A 17588-nucleotide genomic window follows, 5' to 3' on the forward strand; every position below is an offset into this window, starting at 1 on the left:
ATTTGCTGACAGGAGGTAGTGTTTTGAAGAAAAAAATCTTGTGTCCATCTATGATGTGTGCTGATTTTTCAATGCTAAAGGACGAGGTTGCCGCTTTACAAGCGGCGAAAATCGATATTTTTCATCTTGATGTTATGGACGGACGATTTGTTCCAAATTTTGGTATGGGACTTCAAGATATCGAAGCTATTTGCAAATGGTCAGAAACCTTAGTTGATGTCCACTTGATGATTGAAGATCCGGGAGCGTATGTAGAGAAATTTGCGGATATAGGTGTAGATATCATTTATTTTCATCCGGAAGCAGATCGCCATCCTACAAGAACTATCAACAAAATTAAGCAAAAGGGAAAACAAGCCGGAATCGTCATCAATCCTGGAACAAGTGTTGCAATGATTGAAGAACTGCTGCCATTGATCGATTACGTGATGGTAATGACTGTTGATCCCGGTTTTTCAGGTCAAGCGTATTTGACACATGTGGAAGGAAAAATAAAGCAGCTTGCTGCAGTTAAGGAACGTTATTTCTACCAATTAATGGCAGATGGAGCGATTTCGCCTGCCGTAATGACTCGCTTAAGCGCCTTAGGTGTTGATGGGTTTGTTTTAGGGACCTCCGCTCTTTTTGGAAAAGAAGAATCGTATCAAGAACTGATCTCAATATATAAAGAGGAGGATCAAGCATGAAACTAGCAATCGGTTGTGATCATGTTGGGTTTGAATTAAAAACTGATATCATCACCTATTTGGAGTCGTTAGGGCACACGGTACAGGATTTTGGGACAGAAAGTGATAAACGCGTTGACTATCCCAATTATGCGGCGACTGTTGCAGAAGCGGTGGTAACCCAAAAGTGTGATTTGGGAATCTTGATTTGTGGCACAGGCGTTGGTATCTCAATTGCTGCCAACAAAATCAAGGGCATCCGAGCCGTGGTGTGCAGCGAACCCTATAGTGCTAAGCTCTCAAAAGAGCATAACAATACCAACGTATTGGCGTTTGGTTCGCGCGTCGTGGGCGTCGAACTAGCGAAAATGATTACTAAGGAATGGCTGGCTGCTGAGTTTGAAGGTGGTCGTCACCAAAAACGGGTAGCAATGATTGGTCAGTTAGAAGTAGAATGATCAAAGGTTAGAGGATTCGCATTAGCGAATCCTCGTCTTTTTTTGTTAACGAGAAATTTATCCCATAATCGAGATCAAATTGACGAACAATGAAAGTCCTTGCTCATACCGAGAGAAAAAGTATGGTATAATTTGAAAAAAAGTGAAGTTGACCAATTAATGGAGGTTGCTATGATTCCATATGAAAGACAAGAAAAAATTTTAGAAGCTTTGGCTCAAGATGAACTGTTAAAAATAGAGCAATTGCAAAGCATTTTGCCTACTGTTTCTATCTCAACATTGAGGCGGGATTTAAAAGAATTAGAAAAATCAGGAAGAGTTGAATTGTTGGCTGGTGGCGCAGTGAAGATTTGTTCAACGGCTTCCGAAATGCCGATTGCAGCTAAGGCTGCTTTGTATTCCCAAGAGAAAGAAGCGATCGCTACTTTGGCTGCTGAGTTGGTTCACGATGGTGATGTGATCTACCTAGATTCTGGTTCGACTTGTACAGCGTTACTGCATAAAATCATTAATAAAAAAATCACGATTATTACTACCAATACGAGTGTCTTTACAATTCAACAAGAAACTCCTGCCGAGATTTTACTTCTTGGTGGCCGATACAATCCCGTTATTTCATCCTTGAATGGTCCATTGACGGATGCAAATTTACAAACGTTTAACTTTCAAACGGCTTTTTTAGGTGCTAATGGTATTGATGCTGAAAAAGGTGTAAGCACGCCCAACTTGGTAGAGGCGAACAAAAAGCGTGAAATTCTAAATAATGCCAAAACCGCCTATTTATTGTGTGACAGTTCGAAATATGGACAAGTCGCCGCGGTAAAAGCTTTTAGTACAGAAGACGTTGTCATTATTTCTGATGCTTATAACGATAAGATTGGAGAACTGACGCAAATCATCTATCCGAACTAAAAACAGGATGGCATCTGAGTGGTATTGGCAATGTTGGAGATACAATTTAATAAAACGCATAATGGAAAATGAGTTTGGTGATGATCAAAACCAGTTAGGGATTATACCTAGCTGGTTTTTTTATTATGGAAGCAGATTTGTTGAAAGTTCCTTTATTTAACAACGTTGATTGTTGTATCGATGAATGGCGGAGTGACTTGTGGTTCTTTAGATACCAAGACTCAAAAACCAGTGAACGTACTTGTTAAAAATAACATTAAGGTCGTTCCCTTGATGGATTTCAATACCTTTATCAATTGGGTTATTAATTGATAATCATTGTTTTGGCGCCATTTTTCGTATTTAAAGATAACAAAGACATTTTTATATAAAAACAAAAAATTGTTGACAGACAAAATGAAAGCGTTTATATTGGATATGTGGTTACTACCAGTTGAGAGTAAGGGGAGGACATAAGATGCTTGGTTTGGTTTTAACAGGTCATGGAGGATTTGCGCAAGGGATGGAAAATGCGCTTGCGATGATTGCAGGGCCGCAAGAACAGTTTCTAGCAGTGTCATTTTTAGAGGAAAATCCGTTAGCTGACTTTGAAAAAGAGTTGCAAGGAGCAATCGATCAATTAAAGGAAACCTGTGATGGGGTCGTGATTTGTGCAGACCTTGTGGGCGGGACTCCTTTTAATGTTGCGATGACCGCTGCCAATGACGACCCGCAAGTCGAAGTCATCGGTGGCAGCAATCTACTGATGCTAGTAGAAGGTTCGTTGACTAGATATACGGCAACTGATCCAGAGCGTTTTTGTCAAGAACTAGCAGAGATTGGCAAGAGCGGTATTTTTCACGGAAAGATCAAAGGCCATGAGGAAATCAATGAGGAAGAAGGGATTTAACGATGTGGGAAATGATCTTAGCAGCCTCAATCGTGGTGCTTGTTTTTCTCTTTCTCTTTTTGGCGGTCTCTTCTTTCTTGAATGGGAAAAATCTGAAAAAGCAAAAAGGCTATTTCGCTGAATTGCAGCAGTCCTTGAAAAAGGGACAGAAAATCAAATTGTACGGCGGCATTATTGGGGAGATTCAAGCACTTGGGAAAGAGACAGTGGATCTAAGGGTGAAATCGGGAACGGTGATCGAAGTAGAACGTAGTGCGGTTGCAGAAATCATGCAGTAAATAGAAGGAGGACATATTTATGGGAGAACCAAATATTTTATTGACGCGAATCGACAATCGATTGATTCATGGGCAAGTTGCCACCCAATGGAACGGTACGTTGGGAGCAAATCTAATTTTAGTGGCAAATGATAAGGTCGCCAAAGACAAAGTCAGACAAGGGTTGATGGATATGGCGGCGCCAGCTGGCGTCCAAACGAGGTATTTCTCGATTCAAAAAACCATCGAGATCATTCATAAAGCATCGCCAAAACAAAAGATTTTCATGGTGGTTGAAAATCCTCAAGATGCGTTGAAATTAGCTGAAGGTGGGGTGCCAATCAAGAAACTCAACATTGGGAATATGCATATGTCAGAAGGGAAAAGACAGGTTGCTACGACAGTTGCCGTCGATGAAGCAGATGTCGATGCCTTTAAAAAACTGAAGGAAATGGGGGTGCAATTAGTGATTCAGCGGGTTCCAACGACACCTGTTGAAGATGAAAAGAAATTATTTCAGTGATGCAGAGATAAGGAAGGAGAAAGAAAATGGATTACACGATTTTTCAAATCATTTTAGTCTTCATAGTTACATTCATTGCCGCAATCGATCAATTTAGTTTTTTAGAATCATTGTACCAGCCCATTGTTACCGGGATGGTTATCGGACTTATTCTTGGAGATCTTCAAACCGGCTTGATCGTTGGCGGAACCTATCAGTTAATGACGATCGGCAATATGCCGGTGGGCGGCGCGCAACCGCCAAATGCGGTGATTGGCGGAATTATGGCAGCAATCTTAGCGATCACGCTGCAGCTGGAACCGACAGTGGCCGTCGCTACGGCGATTCCGTTTTCTTTGCTGGGGCAATATGGGGTGACGATTATCTTCTCACTAATGTCGCCAGTGATGTCAAAAGCTGACAGCTACGCCCATGATGCCAATACGAAGGGCATTGACCGGATCAATTATTTAGCGATGGTGGGTCTTGGAACGATCTTCGGCTTGATTGTGGTCTTATTCTTTATCGGCGGTGCTGCCTTCGGGAATCAGGCGGTCGCAGCGATCCCTCAATGGTTGATGGGTGGGCTCGGCGCAGCTGGGGGCATGATGCGGTATGTCGGTTTTGCGATTTTACTAAAAGTGATGGTTTCCAAAGAAATGTGGGGCTTCTTCTTTATGGGGTTTGGTTTAGCCACGATCGTAATGGCGGCACCTTCCTTGCAAGGACCAGCCTTGATCATTCTAGCCTTTATCGGTTTTGCATTAGCCTTTTGGGATTATCAAATCCAGTCCAAATTTAAAGTAGCAACAGCCAATACCTATGATTTCGGAGGCGATGAAGATGGCATATAATATTCCCGATTCTTATAGCGAACAAGCGCCCGCAGAACAACTGGATAAAAAGACCTTGAACAATATGGTCTGGCGTTCCTTATTTCTACAAGCCTCTTTCAACTATGAGCGAATGCAAGCAGGAGGCTGGTTATTCAGTATTTTACCGGGATTGAAAAAGATCCACAAAAATGAAAAGGACTTGGCTGCTTCAATGAGCCATAACCTAGAGTTTTTCAATACTCATCCATTCCTCGTGAACTTTGTGATGGGGATCATTCTATCGATGGAACAAAACAAAGCCGATATTCCCATGATTCGGGCAGTGCGAGTCGCCGCGATGGGACCGCTAGGCGGGATCGGTGACGCGTTATTCTGGTTCACTCTGGTACCGATAACAGCTGGTATCACAGCCAATATGGCGATCAACGGCAACATCGCTGCACCGTTTATTTTCTTACTGGTATTCAATGCGGCCCAATTTGGTTTACGGTTCTTCTTGATGCATTGGTCCTATCGTTTAGGGACAGATGCGATTGGGATCTTAACGGAAAATGCCAAAGAGTTCACTCGAGCAGCGAGTATTTTAGGAATTTTTGTTGTCGGTTCCTTGACCTGCGTGTATGGGGCGACGTCTTTGGATATTCAGATCCCTAACGGTACTACCAATGAAGTGACACAAGCGACGACGATCGTGGATGATCAAGCAGCCATTGCCGCTTACGAAGACATGCTGTATACCACGGATGAGAATGGACAATTGACCGACACACTGCAAGAAAATGCGGCGGTCAACGAATTGGCTAACGGCAAATATGAATTGACGTTTAACAAAGTCAACGAAGTGCCCGTGACGATCGATATTCAAAAAATCCTCGATGGGATCTTGCCGCAAGTGATTCCATTGACCATCACACTGATGCTGTATTTCTTCTTATCAAAACGCGGCTGGACGCCATTGAAATGTATCGCTTTGCTGCTAGTGATCGGCTTGATCGGTTCTGGCTTTGGTCTGTATCCATCCATTTGGCCGCAATAAGCAAGCTAGCAGAAGAAACGGCGCAAACCGTAGGAGGAGTTTTGCTAAGCAAGCAAAAGCTGACTTTTTAGCTTAGCTCGTGCTGGCAATTGGTTCATTTTCCTACGTGAAGAGATGCAAGCTCAGGAAACAGAGCCCCTGTAGACGATTGTTTGACACGCCTATCGGGAAATAGTACACTCGTTATGTGGTAGTAACCAGTTTGGAGGGGCTTATGAATATCAATAAAAATCGACAACCATTATACGATCAATTGTTAAATTTACTGATTGAAAAAATCGAAAATGAAATGGAAGCAGACACGATGCTTCCCTCAGAAAGAGAACTGTCAAAGCGCTACGGGTTAAGTCGGACCACCGTTCGCTTGGCTCTACAGGAGTTAGAAAAATTAGGCTATATTTATCGCCAACATGGCAAAGGCACCTTTGTCTCGGATATCCGCAAGCAGGCAACCAATTTATCAGGTTCGTATAGTTTTACCGAACAGATGAAAGCACTAGGGAAACAACCAGAAACTAGAGTATTGGCATTCAAAAAAATGGAAGCGACAAAATATTTTGCCACTCAGTTGCAAGTTTCCATTGGCGAGCCGATCTACAAGTTAAAACGATTGCGTCTTGCTGATGGCCAACCGATGATGATCGAGCGTTCTTATCTGCCCGTCAAACGCTTCATGCATTTAACGAGTGAGATGATCGAGCAAAAACCATTGTACGATATATTTCATGAAGACTTTCATCAAGTGATCCGCCTCGCGGACGAAGAATTTTTTGCCAGCATTGCCAGTGCGAAAGATGCGGCATTGCTAAAAATCCACGAAGGTGCGCCGGTGTTGAACCTGGTACGCAGCACGTTCAATATTGAAAATGAAGTGATCGAATACACCTTGAGTGTTGCTCGAGCAGACCAATTTAGATACAAAGTCCGCCACTTGCGTAACGACGAGTAGCGCATTTCCTAGACAGTCTGAAATGATCCACTCGAGCAAAGAAAAGGCATGTATTCAAAACCAGTGAGGTCGAGGAAGTTTGCCCTTTGGGTGATCGCTAAGCATTCATCCAAGACAAGCGCTCCTCGCACCGTCACTGGGAATACATACTGGAAAAACAGTAGCTAGGAGGAAGAAAGATGTTTCAACTGTCAACAAAGGAATTAGCAGAATTAGGTGCGGATATTACAACAAGAGAAATCAAACAACAGCCAGAACTTTGGCAAGAAACCTTGACGATCTATCAAGAAAAGCAAGAGGCGATCGCGACTTTCTTACGTACCATCAAGCAAAAGACGGACAAACGAATCCGAGTGGTCTTCACGGGAGCGGGGACGTCGCAATATGTTGGAGATACGATCGTTCCTTACTTGAATAAGACCGGCGCAACTGCGGATTATCTTTTTGAAAGTATTGCTACGACGGATATTGTCGCAGCTCCAGAACAAGTTTTATTTGCGGATGAACCAACACTGCTCGTTTCTTTTGCTAGAAGCGGCAATTCACCAGAAAGTTTAGCAGCGGTCAAAATCGTCGATCAATTTGTTGCCGACAGCTATCATTTGACGATCACTTGTGCAGCCGACGGATCTTTGGCACAACAAGCTGCCGCTGATGAAGCGAGTTATCTGTTATTGATGCCTGAGAGGTCAAATGATGCTGGATTTGCGATGACGGGAAGCTTTTCTTGCATGGCCCTTTCGGCACTGCTGATTTTTGACCAGACGCCTCTGGCGGAAAAAGGGCATTATGTTGAAACCCTTAGCCGGTTGGGGCAAGAAGTGATCGACAGAGAAACAGAACTCCAAGTACTGACGGACCGTTCCTTTAAGCGAATCGTTTACCTTGGTTCAGGCACGTTGTCGGGGTTGACCAGGGAAGCACAGCTAAAAGTATTGGAACTGACTGCGGGAAAAATCGCCACCGTGTTCGATTCTTCGATGGGCTTCCGTCATGGACCAAAATCATTCGTAGATGATCAAACCCTCGTCTTTGTCTTTGTCAGCAATACGCCCTACACGCGGCAGTATGATCTTGATATGTTGGAAGAATTAAAGAGTGACGGCATCGCCGTCGCAGTGACCGCCATCGGACAGCCGGCAGCTGTGAATTTTTCAGGAACAAACTTTTTCTTTCCAGATGACACTTCACTGCCAGATGGCTATCTTGCCTTAGCAGACATTGTTTTTGCGCAAACGATCGCACTGTTGGCATCGATCAAAGTCGGGAATACACCGGATACCCCTTCGCCAACGCGTACCGTCAATCGGGTGGTCAAAGGCGTGACGATTCATCCGTATAACAACTAACGATGACTGAGAAAGACCATCACGAGCACGTATCTTTTCGTGTACGAAGTCGATACGTGCGGTGGTCAATCAGTCGAACGGCTTCATCAATAGACATTTTTATACATGCTGACAACCGTTTCGCCAACACTGAAAAAAGTGAAAGCGGTTGATTCTTTGGCATGGACAAAAAAGGAGGAATTTTAATGAAAGCAACCGTAACGAAAGCCAAAAAAGCAGCGATGGATCGCCTGTCAACGAAAGAAGGAGTAATCGCGGCTTTAGCGATCGACCAACGTGGTGCCTTGAAAAAAATGATGGCAGCACTTGGCGTGGAGGCTGACGCAGAAAAAATCAGCCAGTTTAAAAAGCTAGTCTCACAAGAATTGACCCCTTACGCATCTTCTATTTTATTAGATCCAGAATATGGGTTAGCAGCTGCGCAAAGCCGTGATCCAGAGGCGGGGCTTTTGCTGGCATATGAAAAAACCGGCTATGATGCGACTACGCCGGGACGTTTGCCTGATTTATTAGGGGAATGGTCAGTTGAGCGATTAAAAGCAGCAGGCGCCGATGCCATCAAATTTTTGCTTTATTATGATGTAGATGAAGATGCCCAGATCAATCAGTTGAAACACGTCTTTGTGGAACGACTCGGCAGCGAATGCCAAGCCGCTGATCTGCCCTTCTTTTTAGAAGTTCTTTCCTATGATGCTAAGTTGCCTGAAGTCGACTCAAAAGCATATGCGCAACGCAAACCAGAAAAAGTCATCGGATTGATGAAGGAATTTTCAAAACCACAGTACAAAGTCGATGTGTTAAAGGTGGAAGTACCAGTCAACATGAATTATGTGGCAGATTTTGCCAAGGAAGAAGCCGTGCATACCAAGGAAGAAGCCGCCGCGTATTTCAAAGCGCAAAGCGATGCAACGCATCTGCCGTTTATTTTTCTCAGTGCAGGCGTATCAGCCAGCTTATTCCAAGAAACACTGGTTTTTGCCAAAGAAGCCGGTTCCACCTTCAATGGCGTCTTGTGCGGCCGGGCAACGTGGAAAGATGGCGTTGAACCCTTTGTAAAACAAGGAACAGAAGCAGCCAAAGAATGGCTAGCAAGTACCGGAAAACAGCACATCGAAGACTTGAATGAAGTGATCCAAAAGACCGCTACTTCTTGGTGGGACAAAGTTACGGTCGAAGAATAGTTTTTTCGCTGTTTGACAAGAGAAATGGCCAATGATCAGACATCTTAAGGGCTTTTGAGAAGAAGTGCAGGCTTCTGACTTAAGGCTCTAGGGTGTCTTTTTTATACCTTGACAAGTTCGGTTATCATCGTAGGAATGAAACGTAAACAGGAAGAGGTTTAGAGAGTAATTTACAAGGGGAATTGAATAGGATAAACTAGCAGTAAAAGCCATCAAATCCACTTGCTTCACTTTTGGTCGAAATAAGGTTCAATAAACCTACAATAAAGGAGCATTCATGAACGTGTATACGTTTCATTCCGTCACGTCAGAAAACCAACAAGCTGCCTATAGTATTTATCAGAAAAACCAGGCCTATTTTGCTTTAACGAAAGAGACACCTTCCATCGAACAACTCATGCGGGACATGACTGTTCTACCGCCATCTGTGGCTCAAGAGCAAAAGGTATTTTCTATTATTTATTATGATCAAAAACCTATTGCTATCATGGATTATCTTGTTGATTATCCGCAAGAGGGCACTGCGTATATTGGCTTGCTGCTGGTTGGCGAAAGGCGTAAGGGACACGGGCAAGCTATTTATCAGCAAGTAGAACAAGACTGGCGCTTAAAAGGGATTTCTCTCGTTTCTCTCGCTGTTATTGAAGAAAACACAGCCGGTAGATCTTTCTGGGAGAGTCAAGGATTTAAAGAGACACGAAAAGCCGTGACAACAGTCAGTGATCAGAAGGTAAGTGTGGTCTGCTTTGAGAAAAAGATCAGAAATTCTTAAACAACAGGTGAAGCAAGAATGAAATAACAAATTATTCGGTTATGAAAATTTAAAAAACCTCCTTATTAAATTAGATTTTCTGGAAAACAATCCTAAATAAATGAGTAAACATTACGAAAAAGTAGCTATAAAAAATCGTTGGTTTTTATAACTAATACTGCGACTTGGTGCCCTTATCGATTTGTATAGTCATCGATTTTAAGGAAAATGTAAGGGTTGACATTTTCTTTTGTAGATAGTACGATGTTGTCAAAGATGCAGGAGTGTTACTGATAAACAAGTCAGGCACCACCAAGTCCAAAAGCAAAGTTATTCTTCGCGTAACAGCGCAGGAAGCTTCGTTTTAGGTTTGGTGTTTTTTTGTCTTTAAGGAGGTGGAAATGATGACTATAGTAAAAACACTGAATAACAATATTGTTTTGGTACGAGATGATCAAGGGACTGAGAAAGTTTTATTTGGGACAGGAATTGGGTTTAAAAAGAAACGTGGAGACATGGTTGATGAAGCATTGATCAGTAAAATTTTTACTCCCAATGAAGAGGAGAAGCATAGCCATAAGATAGAGAATTATACGCCGGAAGTATTAAGTATTGCAGCAAAAATTATTGATCTTGGGGAAGCAGAATTAAATCAAAAGTTTGGTACCGGATTGTTGTTTTCTTTAGCAGACCATTTAACTTTTTCGTTGAACAATTCGGTAGAAAATGAAAATCCCATCAAATGGGAGATTCCTCATCTATATTACAAAGAATATCAAATCGGTAAGCAAGCGTTGGCACTTATTCAACAAGAGTTAGCTGTGCAATTATTGCCAGAGGAAGCAGCATTTATTGCGCTTCATTTTGTGAATGGACAGATTGATCAGTCGAATATGGCAGATACATTGCAAATAACAGAAGTGATCAAAAAAATTGTTAAAATCGTCCAAATCCTTTATGGAACAGTCTTAGATAAAACAACAGCAGATTATTCACGATTTATTACTCATATTCGTTATTTCATTATGCGCCAAAAAAACAAAAAAACGTCGTTGAAGATGGACGAGCAAATACGTGAACTGATTCAGGAACGATATATGAAAAGTTATGCCTGTGGTCTGCTCATTAAAGATATGCTGGATAGAGAGTACCATTGGAAAATCTCTGAGGATGAATTGGTATATTTAGTCATTCATATTGAACGAATTACAACTAAATAAAGATAAGGTGTGTTATCTAGAAAAGAGCATAAGCCTAAGTGGAAGTTTTTTTCACTTGGGCTTTTTCTTTAGTAAAGGAGGAGCAACAATGGAAAATAAAGAATTAGCGAAAAAAATCATTGCCTTAGTTGGTGGAAAAAGTAACATATCCCAAAGCTGGCATTGCATTACCCGTTTACGATTTAATTTGATAGATGATTCGAAAGTAGAAAAGAATGAGATCAATGAATTAGCAGGAGTGATCGGCAGTCAATTTAGTGGGGGGCAATATCAAGTGATCATTGGTGCCAAGGTGGCTGAAGTCTACAAAGAAGTTGCCGATCAATTAGGGGAAGAGGTTACTATGGAAGGGTCTTCGAATAAGAAAATGAACTTCTTAGATAAAATTTTCGATGTGATTAGTGGAATCTTCACGCCACTGATGCCTGCAATCATCGGGTCAGGTTTGATCAAAGGTCTCATGGCATTATTCGTTGTAGTTGGGTGGCTTTCACCAGAGAGCTCTGCCTATGAAGTATTGAATATCTTCTCAGATGCGGTATTTTACTTCTTGCCTTTCTTTGTTGCTATCACAGCAGCTAGAAAATTTCAGACGAAAGAGTCGCTGGCTGCTGCATTAGCAGCGATCCTCATGTATCCCACGCTGATCAATGGTGCGGCAGAAGGAGGAAGTGCATTATCGTTATTTGGTCTAGCCATTCCATTAAATAACTATTCTTCTACGGTATTACCGATTATTTTAGGTGTACTTCTTATGAGCTATATCAATAAATGGATGGATCGAGTAGTTCCTAAAACAGTTAACATCGTTTTTAGTCCAATGTTGACCTTACTAGTCACGGCACCGATTCTATTAGCGATCGTTGCACCACTAGGAAATTTTTTAGGTAAATATTTAGAAGAAATCTTTACCACGTTGTTCACCGTTGCAGGTCCTTTAGCGGGCTTGTTGATGGGAGGACTGATGCCGCTGATCGTCATAACAGGTATGCATTATGCTTTCTTTCCTGGAACATTTGCTAGTCTTCAAAAATTAGGCTACGATATTATGCTTTTGCCGATGAATTTGGTTGCGAATAGTGCACAGGCTGGAGCTGTTTTAGGGGTAGCTTTGAAGGCGAAAAAAGCGACCACGAAATCTTTGGCATTTTCTACTCTGATTCCTGCAATTTTCGGAATTACTGAACCAGCTATCTATGGCGTAACGTTGCGCTTGAAGAAACCTTTCTATGCCTCATTGGCAGGGGGCGCTGTAGGAGGAACGATTTTTGGCTTTTTTGCTGTCAAAGTGACCGCATTTTCTATTCCTGGTATTACTGCTTTACCAACATACATTATTCAGGATTCGAATAATTTTATTTATGCGCTGATCGGTTATATCGCTAGTTTTGTCGTTTCGTTTGTTCTAACAATGTTTTTGGGATTTGAAGAAGAAGCATCAGAAAAAGCATCAGAAAAAACGACCAATATAGCAGTTGAAACCAAATATCCAATTGAAATTTATTCTCCTATGGAAGGCGAGGTCAGAGATTTAGCGACCGTTGCAGATGAGACATTTTCAACAGGGCTAATGGGAAAAGGGGTAGCAATTTTTCCAGAAGAAGGCGTAGTCTACGCACCATTTTCCGGGAAAATCACGATGATGACTCCGACGAAGCATGCGGTAGGAATACGTTCAGAAGAAGGTGTCGATCTTTTGATCCATGTTGGGATCGATACTGTCAAGCTGCAAGGCGAATCTTTTGATTATCTTGTTGCAGCAGACGAAACAGTCGAAAAAGGACAACCCATCATTAGGTTTGACTTAGAAAAAATAGCTAGAAGTGGGTATGATCTAACAACAATGATCATTGTGACCAATAGCTCAGAATTTTTAGACGTGATCATTACTGGAGATAGGCATGTGGAGTCAACGACATCGCGCTTGATGATGTGCATTCAATAATAGAAAAGGAGAGAAAATAATGAAAAAATTTACAGGATTTAAAGATGATTTTTTATGGGGAGGAGCTACCGCTGCTAACCAAATCGAAGGTGCTTATTTAGAAGGCGGAAAAGGATTATCCACTTCAGATTTTGCCGCATACAAAGACCCTTATGCTTCTGGAAAAGTAAATAATTTTACTTTTAACGTTACTTCAAAAGAGTTAGCTGAGTATGCGATGCATCCTGAACATTATCTTTTCCCAAAACGTTGGGGCATTGATTTTTACCATCGGTACAAAGAAGATATTGCTTTATTTTCAGAAATGGGATTTAAATGTTTTCGCTTATCAATCTCATGGGCGAGGATTTTCCCCACGGGACTTGAAGATGAGCCGAATGAAGCAGGACTAGCTTTTTATGATGCTGTTTTCAATGAGTGTGCGAAATATGGTATTGAGCCTTTGGTAACGATGTCACATTATGAAATGCCGATCGAACTGACGAAGAAGTACAACGGATGGATCAGTCGTGAGCTAGTTCCCTTGTTTGAGAAGTATGCCCGAGTCATTCTTGAACGCTATAAAAATAAGGTGAAGTATTGGATCACGTTCAATGAAATGAATATGAATCTTAATAGCTTATATACAGGGGCGGGGATCTTAGAAGATTTAGTGGATGATTCATTGCAAGCGGCATATCAAGCGTCTCACCATCAATTCTTGGCAAGCGCATTGGCTGTAAAAGCTGCGAAAGAAATTATTCCTGATGTAGAGATTGGGTGTATGATCAATCAAATAGAAGCATATGCACATACGACAAAGCCAGAAGATCAACTGCAAGCAGTGAAATCCAACCAGTTGAATATGTTTTATCCAGATGTTCAAGCACGGGGGTATTATCCTAGCTATATTTATAGCTACTTTTCAGAGAATGACTTGTCCATCGATATCCGACCAGAAGACGCGGATATCCTTAAAGAGGGGACAGTGGACTTTGTGGCCATTAGTTATTATATGTCTCATGTTGCGGAGGCGAGAGAAGATGCATCTAAATTAGCAGGTACTTTTGATAGCCCAATTAAAAATGAATATTTAGAGCTCTCTCAATGGGACTGGCCAATTGATCCAATTGGGTTAAGAATATCATTGATCAAATTATATGATCGTTTCCAAAAACCTTTATTTGTTTGTGAAAATGGATTAGGAGCGAAAGATGAGTTAGTCAATGGGGAAGTCCACGATGCGTATCGAATCGATTATTTAAAAAAACACATTGAACAAATGCGCGAAGCCGTTAAAGACGGTGTTGATCTCATGGGATACACGCCATGGGGCTGCATTGATCTGATCAGTTGCGGAACTTCTCAAATGTCAAAACGCTACGGCTTTATCTATGTGGATCAAGATGACCAAGGACAAGGAAGTTTGGCTCGTTATCGGAAAGACTCGTTTTATTGGTACAAGAAAGTGATTGCTTCTAATGGAGATGAATTATAAAAAAGGCTGTGAATGAGCAGGGGAGCAAAAAGATAGAAACAGAAAAACTCAGACAATCGTTGCAAGTAGGAGTGTGCCTCATGCTTGGCTTTTTAAAAGCATAAGACCCAAAGCGCGCGACAGCAGTTTCAACTGCTGTCGCGTATTTGTATTTCAATGGTGTTTGTATGTGTTGATTAGTAAATGAGTTTAAAACTTTTCTATGATTTTTTTAATAAATATTCCTATTGATTATCATATTTTCTTAATACTAAATCAGTTAACTTTCACCATTTCTCCAATCACTTTCCCATAGTTTCAATTCCTCTTTTTTTCTTAACAGGTTAAGTTAAAAATCCCTCAAAATCTTTTCTCATTTTTCAGAAGTATTGCCAGTAGAAAATCGCTTGATAAAAAAGTCGTGGCTTGCTATTCTGTTCTGTAAATTGACAGAAGGAGATAGCGTATGAAGCAAATGGCAATCAAAGAGAATCCGTTTTTGACGCGTCTGGATTATCAGCGGGCAGTGGAAGACATGATCGCTCCTTTGCGAGAAGCGATCTTGGCAGATGACTATCCAGGATTGAATCTAGGTAGCAGTGGGGCCGTGTATGACCGAACACGGGCTGAGATGGAAGCGCTTGTGCGTCCTTTGTGGGGGCTGGCGCCTTATTGGAGGATTTGCTCAGATGATCCGTTACGAGCAGCTTATGTGGAAAAAGTGATCGCGGGGACAGATCCTGAACACGCATTTTACTGGGGAAGGATCACGGATTATGATCAATACATCGTGGAAGCAGCCGCATTGTCATTGACTCTTTTATTGCAAAAGGACGCTTTTTGGACAGCGTTGCCGCAGAAGAACCAGCGAAAGCTAGTGGCTTGGCTATCCCAAGCACTTGAGTGCAAGATTCCTAAGAACAACTGGACATTCTTCAAAGTGTTGATTCGCGTTGCCCTGTTTCACTGTGGGGAACCGTTGGCAAAAGAAGCATTGTCCCAAGAGTTGGCATTGATCGATTCCATGTACATTGGCGATGGTTGGTACGTAGATGGGAAAACGACGCAGCGAGATTACTATATTCCTTTTGCGTTTCATTATTATGGCTTGATTTACGCTACATTTATGCAAGACGAAGACCCAGAATGGGCACAGCGTTTTAAAGAACGAGCCACCCGATTTGCCCAAGATTTCATCTATTATTTTGATGAAGACGGCGAAGCCTTGCCCTATGGCCGCAGCCTGACCTATCGGTTTGCGCAAGGTGCTTTTTTCTCGGCGCTGGTTTTCGCAGATGTCGAAGCGATCCCATGGGGACAGGTGCGAGGACTACTGGCGAAATACTTGCGCAATTGGATGGCGCAGGAGATTTTCACTTTCGATGGTCGCTTGTCCATCGGATACCACTATGAAAATCAAGTGATGGCAGAAGGGTACAATGCACCAGGCTCGCCTTACTGGGGGCTTAAGACCTTTTTGCTTTTAGCGGTCGCAGAAACGCATCCTTTTTGGCGGGCTGAACCTGAGCCAATCAAGAGAGAGCCGCAAAAACGGATTGAAAAAGGCAATATGTTGCTGGTGCACAATGAAAAAAACCATCATTTGTTGGGGTATCCTGCAGGTTTGATGCTTGAACAGCAAGCGCATGCTCAAGCAAAATACAGCAAATTCGTCTATTCGAGCAAATTTGGCTTCAGTGTGCCGAAAGCCGGCGTCACGTATGCCGAAGGCGCCTTCGATAGCACATTAGCTATTGCTCGAGATGGCAGCTATTTTCGCACGAAGGGCGCAGTCATGGATTATCGAGTGACGGAAAAAGGCGTCTTTTTCCAATGGGCTCCCTTTGAGGAGGTAGTTATTGAAACTGAGATTTATCCATTTGGTCAGTGGCATGTGCGCGTGCACGAGTTGACGACGACGATTTCGTTGGACCTTCGTGAGGGCGGATTTAGTGTACCGCTAACTGGACGGTTGCCTCAGGCCCAAACAGGACCGACCTGGAGTCGAGTCAGTGAAGGGGGCTTTTGTTCTCAAATCATCAACATCGAAGGCTATCAACAAGCCAGTATTGTTCAGCCAGAAGCCAATACCTCCGTCTTTTTTCCAAGAACCAGTTTTCCATACTTAGCACAACATATTCCGCCCGGGAAGCACCGTTTGATTTGTTTAGTCGGTGGTATCGTAGAAAAAGAAAGGAGCGATCCAAATGATTACGCTAGCAATAAAAAATAAGCAGGACCAGGTGATCGTCGGTCGCATCGACCATGAAAAAGAACCCGCGCCATTTCAAGTTTCTGATGATGATTTGGCCGTATTAGCCATTAAAAACTATCCCTATGAGGAAGGAGATAAGATCGTTATTGAGGTGACGGGGGAAAATCCGTATTATGTCCTTCAGCTTGATGAAACCTTAGCACCATCACTGATCTATCTTTCCCAATCCACTTGGGAGTATCAGATTCCTTGGACGGAGTCCGCTCGAAAGTCCTCGGTGGAAACGGCCTTTACCTCGCAGCGCCATCACCTGATGGTGCGCAAAGCCCATGCGTTTGAGATCACGAATTATCAAAATTTATCCTTCAATGCCCATGATCAAAAGTCAGCGACAGGGGCGTATCCTCATGCTTCAGCGAATGTGGAAACGCGAGATGATTCCGTCTTTTTTGCCAAGAATGCGATTGATGGAAAATATGGCAACCGATCCCACGGGTCGTATCCGTTTGCTTCTTGGGGCATCAATCAGCAAGCCGATGCTGCGTTGACCATTGAGTTTGGTCGTCCCGTCTTGATTGATCGGGTTCGCTTCCTATTGCGGGCAGATTATCCCCATGATAGCTACTGGACCAAAGGGACCTTGGTCTTTGCTGATGGAGAAGAGCTGGTGGTGGAAACGACAAATACGGCGTCTTTTCAAGAAGTTCGTTTTCCGAAAAAAGAAACGACTAAGCTGACCTATAAAGAGCTGCAAAAAGCAGAGGATGATTCCCCCTTCCCAGCTCTTACACAAATCGAAGTATTTGGTTGGAACTGTTAAAAAAAGAGGACGAGAGTATGACAGGTCTGCATTTGTGTGCAGTTGTCATGCTCTTTTTTTTAGGAATCAAGGAAGGAAGGTCGCTTTTTTTGTGCGTTTACGTTATAATGATTTCAGTTAATATGTTAACAAGTTAAGGAGAGGATA

At 42.5% G+C, this 17588-nt stretch carries 17 protein-coding genes; all 17 read left to right on the forward strand.

All coding sequences use genetic code 11. The features are described 5' to 3' along the window. Positions 1 to 23 precede the first annotated feature (23 nt). A complete protein-coding gene (locus tag IGK63_RS01025; protein WP_194187827.1) occupies positions 24 to 686 on the forward strand; it encodes a ribulose-phosphate 3-epimerase in 663 nt (220 codons plus the stop codon). Next, positions 683 to 1123 carry a ribose 5-phosphate isomerase B gene (gene rpiB / locus IGK63_RS01030; RefSeq protein WP_016611535.1) on the forward strand — a complete coding sequence of 147 codons (441 nt, stop codon included), beginning with the start codon at positions 683 to 685 and terminating at the stop codon, positions 1121 to 1123. Before IGK63_RS01025 ends, rpiB begins: the two co-directional genes overlap by 4 nt. A gap of 159 nt (positions 1124 to 1282) precedes the next feature. After that, positions 1283 to 2035 (forward strand): DeoR/GlpR family DNA-binding transcription regulator, encoded by a 753-nt coding sequence (locus IGK63_RS01035; protein WP_005226765.1) that lies wholly within the window; start codon positions 1283 to 1285, stop codon positions 2033 to 2035. 457 nt (positions 2036 to 2492) lie between these two features. Beyond that, entirely contained in the window at positions 2493 to 2924 is a 432-nt protein-coding gene (locus IGK63_RS01040; protein ID WP_016611534.1) for a PTS sugar transporter subunit IIA, read from the forward strand. Positions 2925 to 2926: 2 nt separating this feature from the next. Beyond that, complete coding sequence (gene yajC / locus IGK63_RS01045; protein WP_016611533.1) at positions 2927 to 3202, forward strand: preprotein translocase subunit YajC; 276 nt, start codon at positions 2927 to 2929, stop codon at positions 3200 to 3202. A 19-nt stretch (positions 3203 to 3221) separates the two neighbouring features. Beyond that, positions 3222 to 3704 carry a PTS N-acetylgalactosamine transporter subunit IIB gene (agaV, locus tag IGK63_RS01050; RefSeq protein ID WP_005232625.1) on the forward strand — a complete coding sequence of 161 codons (483 nt, stop codon included), beginning with the start codon at positions 3222 to 3224 and terminating at the stop codon, positions 3702 to 3704. 26 nt (positions 3705 to 3730) lie between these two features. Then, positions 3731 to 4537, forward strand: coding sequence for a PTS mannose/fructose/sorbose/N-acetylgalactosamine transporter subunit IIC (locus IGK63_RS01055; protein WP_005232623.1), 807 nt, complete (start codon positions 3731 to 3733; stop codon positions 4535 to 4537). Next, complete coding sequence (locus IGK63_RS01060) at positions 4527 to 5555, forward strand: PTS system mannose/fructose/sorbose family transporter subunit IID (RefSeq protein WP_008376454.1); 1029 nt, start codon at positions 4527 to 4529, stop codon at positions 5553 to 5555. Before IGK63_RS01055 ends, IGK63_RS01060 begins: the two co-directional genes overlap by 11 nt. A 214-nt stretch (positions 5556 to 5769) precedes the next feature. Beyond that, complete coding sequence (locus IGK63_RS01065; protein WP_005226773.1) at positions 5770 to 6504, forward strand: GntR family transcriptional regulator; 735 nt, start codon at positions 5770 to 5772, stop codon at positions 6502 to 6504. 179 nt (positions 6505 to 6683) lie between these two features. Beyond that, on the forward strand, positions 6684 to 7853 hold the full coding sequence (locus IGK63_RS01070) for an SIS domain-containing protein (protein ID WP_016611531.1): 1170 nt from the start codon (positions 6684 to 6686) through the stop codon (positions 7851 to 7853). Between the two features lie 185 nt (positions 7854 to 8038). After that, positions 8039 to 9034 (forward strand): tagatose-bisphosphate aldolase, encoded by a 996-nt coding sequence (gene lacD / locus IGK63_RS01075; protein WP_308810316.1) that lies wholly within the window; start codon positions 8039 to 8041, stop codon positions 9032 to 9034. A 277-nt stretch (positions 9035 to 9311) separates the two neighbouring features. Next, positions 9312 to 9806, forward strand: coding sequence for a GNAT family N-acetyltransferase (locus tag IGK63_RS01080; protein WP_016611527.1), 495 nt, complete (start codon positions 9312 to 9314; stop codon positions 9804 to 9806). A 383-nt stretch (positions 9807 to 10189) separates the two neighbouring features. Then, complete coding sequence (locus IGK63_RS01085; RefSeq protein ID WP_223347153.1) at positions 10190 to 11005, forward strand: PRD domain-containing protein; 816 nt, start codon at positions 10190 to 10192, stop codon at positions 11003 to 11005. Between the two features lie 88 nt (positions 11006 to 11093). After that, on the forward strand, positions 11094 to 12950 hold the full coding sequence (locus tag IGK63_RS01090; RefSeq protein ID WP_034872083.1) for a beta-glucoside-specific PTS transporter subunit IIABC: 1857 nt from the start codon (positions 11094 to 11096) through the stop codon (positions 12948 to 12950). A 19-nt stretch (positions 12951 to 12969) separates the two neighbouring features. After that, the gene (locus IGK63_RS01095) at positions 12970 to 14427 is read left to right on the forward strand and encodes a glycoside hydrolase family 1 protein (protein WP_016611522.1); all 1458 of its coding nucleotides are present in this window, start codon (positions 12970 to 12972) and stop codon (positions 14425 to 14427) included. Positions 14428 to 14872: 445 nt separating this feature from the next. Next, positions 14873 to 16639, forward strand: a complete 1767-nt coding sequence (locus IGK63_RS01100; RefSeq protein WP_016611521.1) for a DUF2264 domain-containing protein — start codon at positions 14873 to 14875, stop codon at positions 16637 to 16639. Beyond that, positions 16614 to 17441 carry a DUF7402 domain-containing protein gene (locus IGK63_RS01105; RefSeq protein ID WP_008376442.1) on the forward strand — a complete coding sequence of 276 codons (828 nt, stop codon included), beginning with the start codon at positions 16614 to 16616 and terminating at the stop codon, positions 17439 to 17441. Before IGK63_RS01100 ends, IGK63_RS01105 begins: the two co-directional genes overlap by 26 nt. The last annotated feature ends 147 nt before the right edge of the window (positions 17442 to 17588 follow it).

This window comes from Enterococcus sp. AZ040 (assembly GCF_050499185.1).
GTDB lineage: Bacteria > Bacillota > Bacilli > Lactobacillales > Enterococcaceae > Enterococcus_D > Enterococcus_D entomosocium.

Excerpts from the sequence above, each read along its gene's own strand:
- IGK63_RS01100 (WP_016611521.1), top strand. The coding sequence starts at position 14,873 with ATGAAGCAAATGGCAATCAAAGAGAATCCGTTTTTGACGCGTCTGGAT.
- IGK63_RS01040 (WP_016611534.1), top strand. The coding sequence starts at position 2,493 with ATGCTTGGTTTGGTTTTAACAGGTCATGGAGGATTTGCGCAAGGGATG.
- IGK63_RS01070 (WP_016611531.1), top strand. The coding sequence starts at position 6,684 with ATGTTTCAACTGTCAACAAAGGAATTAGCAGAATTAGGTGCGGATATT.
- IGK63_RS01080 (WP_016611527.1), top strand. The coding sequence starts at position 9,312 with ATGAACGTGTATACGTTTCATTCCGTCACGTCAGAAAACCAACAAGCT.
- IGK63_RS01095 (WP_016611522.1), top strand. The coding sequence starts at position 12,970 with ATGAAAAAATTTACAGGATTTAAAGATGATTTTTTATGGGGAGGAGCT.
- IGK63_RS01090 (WP_034872083.1), top strand. The coding sequence starts at position 11,094 with ATGGAAAATAAAGAATTAGCGAAAAAAATCATTGCCTTAGTTGGTGGA.
- lacD (WP_308810316.1), top strand. The coding sequence starts at position 8,039 with ATGAAAGCAACCGTAACGAAAGCCAAAAAAGCAGCGATGGATCGCCTG.
- IGK63_RS01035 (WP_005226765.1), top strand. The coding sequence starts at position 1,283 with ATGGAGGTTGCTATGATTCCATATGAAAGACAAGAAAAAATTTTAGAA.
- IGK63_RS01060 (WP_008376454.1), top strand. The coding sequence starts at position 4,527 with ATGGCATATAATATTCCCGATTCTTATAGCGAACAAGCGCCCGCAGAA.
- IGK63_RS01085 (WP_223347153.1), top strand. The coding sequence starts at position 10,190 with ATGACTATAGTAAAAACACTGAATAACAATATTGTTTTGGTACGAGAT.
- IGK63_RS01055 (WP_005232623.1), top strand. The coding sequence starts at position 3,731 with ATGGATTACACGATTTTTCAAATCATTTTAGTCTTCATAGTTACATTC.
- yajC (WP_016611533.1), top strand. The coding sequence starts at position 2,927 with ATGTGGGAAATGATCTTAGCAGCCTCAATCGTGGTGCTTGTTTTTCTC.
- IGK63_RS01105 (WP_008376442.1), top strand. The coding sequence starts at position 16,614 with ATGATTACGCTAGCAATAAAAAATAAGCAGGACCAGGTGATCGTCGGT.
- agaV (WP_005232625.1), top strand. The coding sequence starts at position 3,222 with ATGGGAGAACCAAATATTTTATTGACGCGAATCGACAATCGATTGATT.
- IGK63_RS01065 (WP_005226773.1), top strand. The coding sequence starts at position 5,770 with ATGAATATCAATAAAAATCGACAACCATTATACGATCAATTGTTAAAT.
- rpiB (WP_016611535.1), top strand. The coding sequence starts at position 683 with ATGAAACTAGCAATCGGTTGTGATCATGTTGGGTTTGAATTAAAAACT.